Source organism: Actinomadura sp. 6K520 (genome assembly GCF_004349245.1).
Taxonomy (GTDB): domain Bacteria; phylum Actinomycetota; class Actinomycetes; order Streptosporangiales; family Streptosporangiaceae; genus Spirillospora.
Genome location: NZ_SMLC01000044.1, coordinates 37,313 through 48,310, shown reverse-complemented (window position 1 = coordinate 48,310; position 10,998 = coordinate 37,313). Strand labels below are relative to the sequence as shown.

11 protein-coding genes are annotated in these 10,998 nt (G+C 71.7%); 4 read left to right on the top strand and 7 right to left on the bottom strand.

The annotated features are described in order from the left end of the window. From E1289_RS14660 to E1289_RS14630, 7 genes are all read right to left on the bottom strand, one after another. Positions 1 to 438 (bottom strand): SAF domain-containing protein (locus E1289_RS14660; RefSeq protein ID WP_131980302.1); only part of this gene is annotated, 438 nt, incomplete at its 3' end. Beyond that, positions 435 to 1,295 carry an S-methyl-5'-thioadenosine phosphorylase gene (locus tag E1289_RS14655; protein WP_131980300.1) on the bottom strand — a complete coding sequence of 287 codons (861 nt, stop codon included), beginning with the start codon at positions 1,293 to 1,295 and terminating at the stop codon, positions 435 to 437. The genes E1289_RS14660 and E1289_RS14655, both read right to left, overlap by 4 nt. 143 nt (positions 1,296 to 1,438) lie before the next feature. Further along, complete coding sequence (locus tag E1289_RS14650; protein WP_131980298.1) at positions 1,439 to 3,568, bottom strand: MMPL family transporter; 2,130 nt, start codon at positions 3,566 to 3,568, stop codon at positions 1,439 to 1,441. 463 nt (positions 3,569 to 4,031) lie between these two features. After that, complete coding sequence (locus tag E1289_RS14645) at positions 4,032 to 4,382, bottom strand: FmdB family zinc ribbon protein (protein WP_131980296.1); 351 nt, start codon at positions 4,380 to 4,382, stop codon at positions 4,032 to 4,034. 161 nt (positions 4,383 to 4,543) lie between these two features. After that, on the bottom strand, positions 4,544 to 6,028 hold the full coding sequence (locus E1289_RS14640; RefSeq protein ID WP_131980294.1) for a potassium/proton antiporter: 1,485 nt from the start codon (positions 6,026 to 6,028) through the stop codon (positions 4,544 to 4,546). Positions 6,029 to 6,133: 105 nt separating this feature from the next. Further along, on the bottom strand, positions 6,134 to 7,123 hold the full coding sequence (locus E1289_RS14635; RefSeq protein ID WP_131980292.1) for a 2-hydroxyacid dehydrogenase: 990 nt from the start codon (positions 7,121 to 7,123) through the stop codon (positions 6,134 to 6,136). 81 nt (positions 7,124 to 7,204) lie between these two features. After that, entirely contained in the window at positions 7,205 to 7,786 is a 582-nt protein-coding gene (locus E1289_RS14630) for a 5-formyltetrahydrofolate cyclo-ligase (protein ID WP_131980290.1), read from the bottom strand. Positions 7,787 to 7,819: 33 nt separating this feature from the next. Between E1289_RS14630 and galU the strand changes: the two genes are divergently transcribed. Genes galU through E1289_RS14610 form a run of 4 tightly spaced genes read left to right on the top strand, consistent with a single transcriptional unit; the run spans position 7,820 to position 10,924 of the window. After that, positions 7,820 to 8,743: a UTP--glucose-1-phosphate uridylyltransferase GalU gene (gene galU, locus E1289_RS14625; RefSeq protein ID WP_131980288.1), complete on the top strand. Its 924-nt coding sequence runs from the start codon at positions 7,820 to 7,822 to the stop codon at positions 8,741 to 8,743. Positions 8,744 to 8,769: 26 nt separating this feature from the next. Beyond that, entirely contained in the window at positions 8,770 to 9,975 is a 1,206-nt protein-coding gene (gene glp / locus E1289_RS14620; RefSeq protein ID WP_131980286.1) for a gephyrin-like molybdotransferase Glp, read from the top strand. 50 nt (positions 9,976 to 10,025) lie between these two features. Then, the gene (gene moaC, locus E1289_RS14615) at positions 10,026 to 10,451 is read left to right on the top strand and encodes a cyclic pyranopterin monophosphate synthase MoaC (protein ID WP_131980310.1); all 426 of its coding nucleotides are present in this window, start codon (positions 10,026 to 10,028) and stop codon (positions 10,449 to 10,451) included. Next, on the top strand, positions 10,448 to 10,924 hold the full coding sequence (locus tag E1289_RS14610; RefSeq protein WP_131980284.1) for a MogA/MoaB family molybdenum cofactor biosynthesis protein: 477 nt from the start codon (positions 10,448 to 10,450) through the stop codon (positions 10,922 to 10,924). The genes moaC and E1289_RS14610 overlap by 4 nt, the downstream gene beginning before the upstream one ends. Positions 10,925 to 10,998: the final 74 nt, after the last annotated feature.

Below are 10,998 nucleotides of genomic sequence, written 5' to 3'. Positions count from 1 at the left end.
GGCCGGCGCGGCCTCGGGGAGGGCTGGCGGTTCGGGGGTGGTCAGGACGTCGATGCGGTCCCCAGGGTGGAGGAGGCGGACGGCATCGGCGTCGGCCATGCGGACCGGGGTGGCCACCGTGCCGGTGCCGTAGCCGCGCAGCAAGCCGTCCCCGACCACGCGGGTGTCGGTCAGGGGTTCGCCTTCGCGGACGGGGGTGGCGAGGACGCGGCCGGTGCCGGAGCGGAGGACGCCGGACGGGACGGCGGCGGTCGGCAGGTCCACGCGGCGCAGGTCGGACGCGGTGAGCGTCGTCCCGGCGGGCAGGTCGCGGGCGGCGGTGAGGACGCGGACGGACGGTGGCGGCCCCGGCCGGAGAGCGAGCAGGGCCAGGCCGGCGGCGGCCGCGGCGAACAGTGCCGCCAGGGGCCGCCGCAACCGGGCTAAGCGGGCGTTCACGGCAGTTCCAGGGGGAGCTTCATACCGTCCAGGGCGTTCGGGCAGGGGCAGGTGCGTTCGGCGGGCAGCGCCTTGACGACGTCGCCCACGAGGGTGCGGAGCCGGCCGATGTTCTCGCCGAAGACGCGGAGCACCTCGTCCATGGTGACGCCCTCGCCCTCCTCGATACCGGCGTCGAGGTCGGTGACGAGGCACAGGGAGGTGTAGCAGAGCGCGAGCTCGCGGGCGAGGACGGCCTCGGGGTGGCCGGTCATGCCGATCAGCGTCCAGCCCTGGGCGGCGAACCACTGGGACTCCGCCCGGGTCGAGAAGCGCGGTCCCTCGATGACGACGAGGGTGCCGCGGTCGGCGAGGTCCCAGTCGGCCGTCTTCGCGGTCTCCGCGGCGGTGCGGCGGCCCGCCGGGCAGTACGGGTCGGCGAACGACACGTGCACGGCGGCGCCGCGCTCGTAGTAGGTCTGGTCGCGTCCGGACGTCCGGTCCACGATCTGGTCCGGGAGGGCGAGTGTCCCGGGGCCGTAGCGGGGGGTCAGGGAGCCGACCGCGCTCGGCGCCAGCACCTGCCGGACGCCGAGCGAGCGCAGCGCCCACAGATTGGCCCGGTAGGGGATCTTGTGCGGCGGGAACCGGTGGTCGTGGCCGTGCCGGGGGACGAACGCCACGCGGCGGCCGGCCAGCTCGCCGACCGCGATGGGGTCGCTCGGCGGCCCGTACGGGGTGTCGACCCGCACCTCTTCGACGTCGTGCAGGAACGAGTAGAAACCGGAGCCGCCGATGACGCCGATCTCGGCGGCGGGCCCTGCGGCGGGCTCTGCGGCGGGCTCTGCGGCGGAAGGCTGAGAGGACTGAGAGGACATGGCGCCGACACTAGCCAGCCCGTCCCGGCACCCGGGAGGCCGTCCGCAGATTGTGGATAACTTCCCGGGGCGCGAAGAAGGGGCCCGGCCGGGACCGGGCCCCTTCGCTTCCCCGTCCCGGCCGGAGCCGGGGGTTCGTGGTGTCAGCCGACAGGGTCCAGGACCTTGGGCGGGGCGGGGACGGGTTCCTGCTTGGCCAGGCGACTCGGGGCCCAGATCCGGCGGCCGAGGTCGTGCGCCAGGGCGGGGAGCAGCAGGGATCGGACGATGAACGTGTCGAGCAGCACGCCGAACGCCACCGCGAAGCCCATCTCGACCATGAACACCAGCGGCAGCGTGACCATGGACGCGAACGTCGCCGCCAGGACCAGGCCCGCCGAGGTGATCACCCCGCCGGTGACGGTGAGCCCGCGCTGGATGCCGCGGCGGGTGCCGAGGGTCTGCGATTCCTCGCGGACGCGGTGCATCAGGAAGATGTTGTAGTCGACGCCCAGCGCGACCAGGAAGATGAAGGCCAGCAGCGGGAATCCGGGGTCGGCGCCCTCGAAGCCGAAGCCGTACTCGAAGATCACCGCGCAGGCGCCGAGCGAGGCCAGGAACGACAGCACCACGGTCCCCATCATCAGCAGCGGGGCGACGACGGCGCGCAGCAGCGCGACGAGGATGAGGAACACCACGGCCAGCACGATCGGGATGATCACCAGGTTGTCGCGGTCGGAGGCCCGCTGGATGTCGAGCATCGTCGCGGTTGTCCCGCCGACCTTGGCGTCCGCGGACGGGACGCCGTCCACGGCGGTGCGCAGCCGCTCGACGGTGCCGCGGGCGGCCGCGCCGTCGGCCGGGTCCTTCAGCGTCGCCTCGTACCTGACCAGGCCGTTCACCGTGGCGGGCGGTCCGATCTCGGCGACGCCCGGTGTGCCGCGGACGGTCTCGGCGAGCCTGTCGGACGCCGATGCCGAGCCGATGACGACGGCCGGGGAGCCCGACCCGGCGGGGAAGTGCCGGGCGACGGCCTCCGAGCCCTGCACCGAGTCGGGACGTCCGGTGAACATCCCCGCGTCCGAGGTCCCTTCGGTCTTGAGCGAGCCCAGGCCGAGGCTGAGGACGATCAACCCGAGCATGGTGGCGGCCCAGAGGACGCGCGGACGCCTGCTGACGAGAGCGGCGATCCGGCTCCAGATGCCGTGTTCCGCCTCGTACGCCTCCGGCCGCAGGTACTTGGCGTCGTAGCGGGGGATCAGCGGCCAGAACAGCCAGCGGCCGCAGATGACGAGGAGGGCCGGCAGCAGCGTGGTCATCGCGGCGAGGGCGGTGAGGATGCCCGCCGCGGCCACGGGGCCCATGCCGGCCGTGGAGTTCATCTCGGCGAGCAGCAGGCACAGCAGGCCGGCGGCGACGGTGGCGGCGGACGCGAGGATCGCCGGTGCGGCGCGGTGCAGCGCGAAGGCCATCGCCTCATGCCGGTCCTCGTGCCGGTGTAGTTCCTCCCGGTAGCGGGCGACGAGCAGCAAGGCGTAGTCGGTGGCGACCCCGAAGACGAGGACGGTCAGGATCCCGGCGCTCTGACCGTTGACGGTGAGGTCGCCGTACTTGGCGAGCAGATACACCAGTGCTTGGGCCAGCCCAAGAGCGAAGAGAGCGCTCAGTACGGGAACGAACCACAGCATGGGGCTGCGGTAGATGATGAGCAGAAGGACGATGACGACGGAACCCGCGGCCATGAGCAGGAACCCGTCGATGGACTCGAAGACCTCGATCTGGTCGGCGCCGCCCCCGGCGGGCCCGGTGACGTATGCGGAGAGGCCGGGAGGTCCGCGCTTGGCGATCTCGCGTGCCTCGTCGACGGCGCCGACCACGTCTTCGTCTGCGAGGGGTACGAGCGTCTGCAGCGCTTTGCCGTCCTTCGAGGGGATCGGTCCTTGCGCCTTCTGCGCGCCCGGCAGGTTCTGCAGCGCGGACACGTCGGCGGCGGCCTTCGCGCGGTCGTCGGCGGTGATGCCCCCGGCGCGCTCGTAGACGACGACCGCGAGCATCGTCTCGTCCGTGCGGAACTGCTCGTCCAGTTCGACGACCTGGGTGGATTCCGCTCCGTCGGGGAGCCAGGCCGCGGCCTCGTTGTTCTCCACGTCGCCGAGCCTGCCCGCCAGCGGTCCGAGGGCGGCCAGGAGGACGACCCACAGGGCCAGCACGGCCCACTTGGTGCGCCGGCCGGCGATCAGTCCGGCCAGGCGATGGGCCCACGTCCTGGGGGGAGCCGGGCTCTGTCCGCTCATGGTTCCTCTCCTGCTATCGAGATATATCGCGTCTCCGGAAATTTCTCGCCTACCGAGACGAATGTCAAGTACTATCGCGAGATTTCCGGCGAATCCCCCGCTCTCGTTCTCGACACAGGAGATTCACGCCGCAGAGCTGAACGCGCGGGGAGGGGCCCTGCCCGGGGCCTCTCCCAGCCACTCAATCGTCTTATGGAAGACCCGTCCGCGCCTCCGGCGTGAGGCTTGATCGCGGCTACCGCCAGCGGGGTAACTCCACGCCGCGGCTACGTCTTGAGACGGAGGCCGGGCATGGCCCGGCAGACACCAGCGGCGGAGGGCGCCCTCCTACTGAACGGGGAGGGCGGCCCCTCGGCGGGCGGACTGACCACGCGGCCGGTGTCCGGGCATGACGAAAGCCGGGGGACCCGTACGGCCTGCGTGTAGGACGGGCAGCGGATCCCCCGGTATGAGCCCTAGAGAATCAGGCGACCTTCTCGGAGGAAGAGGAGGACGTGCTGGAGGACGACGAGGAGTCGCTCCCGGAGGACGACGAAGACGTGTCCGCCTTGGACGAACTGGAGCCGTCCCCGTTCGAGGAGGACTCGTTGGACGAGGATCCGTTGGACGAGGCGCCCACCGTCGAGCTCTTGCCGGAGCCGCGGCTGTCGGTGCGGTAGAAGCCCGATCCCTTGAAGATGATCCCGGCGGCGGAGAAGACCTTGCGGAGCCTGCCGCTGCACGCCGGGCACTCGGTCAGCGCGTCGTCGCTGAACTTCTGCACTATCTCCAGAGGCTCGCCGCACTCGGTGCAAACGTACTGATACGTCGGCACGGTTCCTCCTCGCTGACTCAGCCCGGCTGAGCCCCGGACTGGCACTCACTATGAACGACTGCTAATGGTACCCGTGGCTGCAACATGTTTCGCCCCCGGCCTGTTCCCAGACCGGTCTCCGTTCGGCAAGCCGCCGGAGGCGATCCCCGGGCCAGCCCCGGTCACAAGCCCGTCTCCCCGAACCACCCGGCCAGCCGCCCCTTGCGGCTCACCGCGCGCAGGCGGCGTTCGGCGGCTTCCCGTACGGCGTCGGTGGCCACGACCAGGAGGGTGTCACCCGCCTGCAGAGGCGTGGTGCTCTCCGGGACGAAGCTGGACCCGTTGCGCACGATCAGCGTGACGGACGCGCCCGCCGGCAGCCGCAACTCGAAGATCTCCACACCGCTCAGCATGGAATCCGGCGGAATCCGCACCTCCAGGAGGTCGGCGTGCAGTTCCTCCAGGGGCGCCGCCTCGACGTCCAGTTCCCGCGTCTGGTCGTCGCCCTCCAGCCGGCACAGGCGCGCCGCGAGCGGCAGCGTCGGCCCCTGGAGCAGCGTGAAGACGACCACGATCGTGAAGACGATCGAGAAGATCCGGCCGGACTGCTCGACCCCCTGCGCCATCGGAATGGTGGCGAAGATGATCGGGACGGCGCCGCGCAGCCCCGCCCACGACGCGAAGATCTTCTCTCCCCACGACATCCCGAACCCCACCGTGGAGAGCGCGATCGAAACCGGCCGGGCGACCAGCAGCAGCACGAAGCCGATCAGCAGCGCGGGCACCATCTGCCCGGGAAGTTCGCTTGGGGACGCCAGCAGGCCCAGCATCACGAACACCCCGATCTGTGCCAGCCAGGCGATGCCCTCCGCGAACCCGCGGGTGGCGGGACCGTGCGGTAGCCGGGAGTTGCCGAGGACGAGCGCGCTGACGTACACGGCGAGGAACCCGCTGCCGTGCAGCAGCGACGCGACGCCGTAGGAGGCGACGGCCAGGGACATGACGGCGATGGGGTAGAGGCCGGAGGCGGGCAGCGCCATCCTGCGCAGCCCCTGTGCCCCGAGCCAGGCGATGGCGACGCCGATGACGGCGCCCGCGGCGAGCTCGTAGACCATCAGGCCGAGGAGCTCGGCGAGGTTCGGCGCGGTGGCGTGGGTGCTGAGCGCGATCACGACGATCACGACGGGGGCGTCGTTGAAGCCGGACTCGGCCTCCAGCAGCCCGCACAGCCGGGACGGCAGCGGCAGCCGCCGCAGCACCGAGAACACGGCGGCCGCGTCGGTCGGGGCGAGCACCGCGCCGAGCAGGAACGCCGGCCGCCAGTCCATGCCGATCAGCCACATGGCGGCGACCGCCACGATGACGATGCTGATCAGGGTGCCGATGGTGGAGACCACGATCGCGGCGGGCACCGCGGACCGGACACGCCGCCAGTCGGTCGTGACACCGCCCTCCGCCAGGATCAGGACGAGGGCGGCGAAGCCGAGCAGATGGGCGAGCTCGACGTCATCGAAGGTGATGTGCAGCGGCCCGGACTCCCCGATGAGGAGGCCGAGCCCCATGTAGACCAGGAGGGACGGCAGCCCGACCCGGTGTGACAACCGGACCGCGAGGATTGCGCTGAGTACGAGGGTGGACCCGAGGAGTAGCCAAATGTCGAGATGCACATCCCACCCTTCGCGGGGCCTTCACAGCGGATCGTTTAGCAATCCTATTCATTCACGCGACGAACGCACATTTGCGGTTGAGGGACGGCCCGGACCGAACGCCCGCTACCGCCGTGTGACCTGCGGCTCCAGCCCGTTGATCACGTTTTGTACCTCGTGTCCCCGAACGGCCGCGGTGACGTTGTCGCGCACGACCGACACCAGGTTCAGCTGTGACTGGACGGACGACCCCGCAGAGTGCGGAGACAGCAGGACCTCCTCGTGGCTACGCAACGGGTGCCCCTCCGGTAGGGGTTCCTCGTCGAACACGTCGAGGGCCGCCCCAGCCAGCCGTCCCGACTCCAGAGCGGCGAGGATGGCGTCGTCGGGCACGATGCCCCCGCGCGCCACGTTCACCAGCAGCGCGCCCTCCGGCATGAGGGCGAGACGTTCGGGACCGATCAGACCGCGCGTTTCGTCTGTCAGCGGTAGGGCGAGCACAAGGATGTCGGACTGTGCGAGCAGATCGTCCAGCTCCCTGTACCTGGCCACGGCCTCGGGACGCGGACGCCTCGTCCAGTAGGAGACGGCGCAGCCGAGCGCGGTGAACAGCCTCGCCGCCTCCGCGCCGATCGCGCCGAACCCGACGATCCCGACGCGCTGCGTGTGGAGCTCCCGGGGCCGCCGGGCGACCACCTCCATCTGCGGCCAGCCGCCCGCGCGGACGCCCCGGTCCGCCCAGGCGAGGTGGCGGCACAGCGCGAACGCCGCGCCCACCGCCCACTCGGCGACCCCGCGGGCGTTGAAGCCCGCCGCGTTCGCGACCGGCACGCCCGCCGCCGTCAGCGCGGCGACGTCGAGGCTGTCGGTCCCGACGGCCGGCATCTGGACGAACGCCAGGCGCCGCGCGGCCCGCACCGCCTCGGCGTCCAGGGCCAGCCGGGCGCTGAAGTCGCCGATCACGATGTCGGCGTCCGGGAGCGCGGCGATGAGCCCGGCGCGGTCCCTGGTCTGCGGGAACGTCACCTCGGCGGCGTCCCCGAGCGGCTCGAACAGCCGCCGGACGATCTCGTCCGCGATCGGGGGCAGCGACAGGATCCGCCACGGCGCCGTCATCTCGAACCTCCCGTTTCGCCCACCATGCCCGCCTCCGGGCGATCTTGCCCCCAACTCTATTGAGCCGCCAGGGGCGTTCCGTCAGCCGAAGCGCAGCAGGCCCTCGGCCGGGGTCGCGGCGGCGCGGATTCGCCGGTCGTGCGGTTCGGCCGGGACCGTCTGCAGGACCTCCGGGTCGTACAGCGGCGCCACGGTCAGGATCGCCGGGCCGACGCGGGCGAGCGCCCGGTCGTAGGAGCCGCCGCCGCGCCCGAGCCGCATGCCGGTCCGGTCGGCGGCGAGCGCGGGGACGATCACGACGTCCGCGCTGGCCACGGCGCCGGGGCCGCGGGGCGGCTCGGACGGCTCCAGGTTCCCGCGCGGCCCCGGGACGAGCGAGTCGGGGCCCTCGTAGGACGCCCAGTCGAGATCGCCGTCCGGGAGCAGGCGGGGGAGGATCACGTACGCGCCGCGCTTCCACAGCGCGAACAGCAGGCCGCGCGTGTCCGGTTCGGTGCCGGTCGAGACGTATGCCGCGACAGTCCCCGCCATCTCGACCTCGGGGACCGACAGCAGCGCGTCGCGTATCGATCTCCCGGCCGACGCGCGGGCGTCCGGCGTCATCGCCGCACGCCTGCGCAGCAGTTCGGCTCGTAGGTCGCTCTTGGAAACGATGTCCTGCACGCTGCCGTCCTCGTGGGTGGCTAGGGTCTGTACATGGCCGACAATGCACCTGTGCTCAAGGCGGTCGTCCCGGCGGCCGGGCTCGGTACCCGATTCTTGCCCGCCACCAAGGCGACTCCCAAGGAAATGCTGCCCGTCGTCGACAAGCCGGCGATCCAGTACGTCGTCGAAGAGGCGGTCGACGCCGGCCTCAGCGACGTCCTGATGGTCACCGGCCGCAGCAAGCGGTCCATAGAGGACCACTTCGACCGGGCGTACGAACTGGAGGAGGCGCTGCGGGCCAAGGGCGACGACGAGCGCCTGGAGGCCGTGCACGAGTCCAGCGACCTGGCCATCATGCACTATGTGCGCCAGGGCGAGCCGCGCGGGCTCGGGCACGCGGTGCACTGCGCCCGCCAGCACGTCGGCGACGAGCCGTTCGCCGTGCTGCTCGGCGACGACATGATCGACGCCCGCGACAAGCTGCTGCGGCGCATGATCGAGGTGCGGCAGCGGCACGGCGGCAGCGTGGTCGCGCTGATGGAGGTCGAGCCCGACCAGGTCTCGGCGTACGGGTGCGCGGCCATCGAGGCGACGGACGAGGACGACGTCGTCCGGATCTCCGACCTCGTCGAGAAGCCCTCGGCCGAGGAGGCGCCCAGCAACTGGATCATCATCGGCCGCTACGTCTGCGACCCCGCGGTGTTCGACGTCCTGGAGAAGACCCCGCCGGGGCGCGGCGGCGAGATCCAGCTGACCGACGCGCTGCGCACGCTCGCCGACACGCCCGCCGGCCAGGGCGGTGGCGTCTACGGCGTCAAGTTCCGGGGACGCCGCTACGACACGGGCAACAAGCTCGAATACCTGCGGACCGTCGTGCAGTTCGCCGTGGAACGCCCCGACCTGGGGCCCGACTTCCTCCCGTGGCTGCGCGAGTTCGTGCGCGAGCACGACGCGGCCGGCTCCGGGGACGCGTGACGGCACGCCATGCTGGGACCGTGGGCATGAGATCGGTCGATGAGCATCTGACGGAGATCCTCGGCAGTGTCGCGGTGCTGCCGCCGCTCGACATGGCGCTGCTGGAGGCGCAGGGGACGGTGCTCGCGGAGCCGGTGTCCGCGCAGGTTCCGCTGCCGCCGTTCGACAACTCCGCGATGGACGGGTACGCCGTCGTCGCGGCCGACATCGCCGCGGCGAGCGAGACCGCCCCGGTCACGCTGCCCGTCGTCGGGGACATCGTCGCCGGCGACACCGGCGTGTCGGCGATCCGGCCGGGCCTGACCGCCCGGATCATGACGGGCGCGCCGCTGCCGGCCGGCGCCGACGCGGTGATCCCCGTCGAGTGGACGGACGGCGGCAACGCCACCGTCCGGGTCTCCCGCTCCGCGCCGGCGGGCAACTACATCCGCCGGGCGGGCGAGGACGTCCGCGCCGGGCAGGTCGTCGTGGCCGCGGGCACGCGGCTCGGCGCCCCGCAGATCGGCATGATCGCCGCCGTGGGCCGGGCCCGGGTGACGGTGCGTCCGAGGCCCCGCGTGGTCGTCGTCGCCACCGGGGACGAGCTGCGCGAGCCGGGTTCCCCGCTCGGGCACGGCCAGATCTGGGAGTCCAACGGCTACATGCTCACCGCCGCTGTGGTCGAGGCAGGCGGAGTGGGCTTCCGGCAGGCCACCGTCGTGGACGAGCCCGGCAAGGTGCTGGAGATGCTCGAAGACCAACTCGCCCGCGCCGACGCCATCGTCACCACGGGTGGTGTTTCCATGGGCACCAAGGACGTGGTCAAGGAGGTCTTGGCCGGTACCGGGACGGTGAACTTCCACAAGGTGCGCATGCGTCCGGGCAAGCCCCAGGGGTTCGGCCTCCTCGAAGGCACGCCCGTCTTCACCCTCCCTGGCAACCCCGTCAGCGCGTACGTGTCGTTCCAGGTTTTCGTGCGTCCCGCCCTGCGCGCCATGCAGGGACTGGTACCTGACCCACTGCCCATGGTGAGCGCCGTCCTTGCGGAAGAGATCACGTCCCCCGCCGGACTGCGTCACTTCCTGCGCGGCAAACTCTCGTTCGACCGCGGTACGTACACCGTCACCGCGGCCGAGGTGCAGGGCTCACACCAGTTGGGGTCGCTCGCCACCGCGAATTCGCTCATCCAGGTACCGGAGGACATCGAGACCCTCCCCGCCGGTTCCCACGTCGACGTCATGAGGTTGCCTTGAGCGCCAAGGGCCCCGAGTTCACCCACCTGGACGAGGCGGGCGCGGCCCGCATGGTCGACGTGTCGGCCAAGGACGTCTCAGCCCGCACCGCGACGGCCACGGGATTCGTCCGGCTGTCGCCCGAATGCGTCGCCCTCCTGCGCGCCGGCGACGTCCCCAAGGGCGACGCGATCTCCGTCGCCCGCATCGCGGGGATCATGGGCGCCAAGCGCGTCCCCGACCTCGTCCCGCTGTGCCACCCGATCGCCCTGCACGGCGTCACGGTCGACCTGGAGATCCGGGACGAGGGCGTCGCGATCACCGCGGTCACCCGCACCGCCGACCGCACCGGGGTGGAGATGGAGGCGCTCACCTCCGTCACCGTCGCGGCGCTGGCGCTGGTAGACATGATCAAGGCGGTCGACCCCGCTGCCGTGATCACCGACGTGCGGGTCGAGGAGAAGACCGGCGGCAAGAAGGGCGGGTGGCGCCGATGATCAGGGCGATGGCGGTCACCGTCTCGAACCGGGCCGCCGCGGGCGTGTACGCCGACAGGTCCGGCCCCGTCCTCGTCGAGATGCTGGCGGACCTCGGCTGCCAGGTGGACGGCCCGGTGGTCGTCCCCGACGGCGAACCGGTCGCCGACGTCCTGCGCGACGCCGTCGCCACCGGCTACGACGTCGTCGTCACCTCCGGCGGGACGGGCCTCACCCCCACCGACCAGACCCCCGAAATGACCCGCCGCGTCATCGAATGGGAAATCCCGGGCATCGCGGAGGCGATCCGGCTGGAGGGCCGCGAGAAGGTGCCCGCCGCGATCCTCTCCCGCGGCCTCGCCGGCGTCGCGGGCGGCACCCTCATCGTCAACCTCCCGGGCTCGACGGGCGGGGTCCGCGACGGCATGGCCGTTCTCGGCCGCGTCCTCGCCCACGCCATCGACCAGATCAAGGGCGGCGACCACCCGCGCTGAAAAGCGACCGCGTACGAGAACGTCCCGCGTGACCGTTTTCTCGGGGACAATTGATGGCGTTCGGACGTCCGACC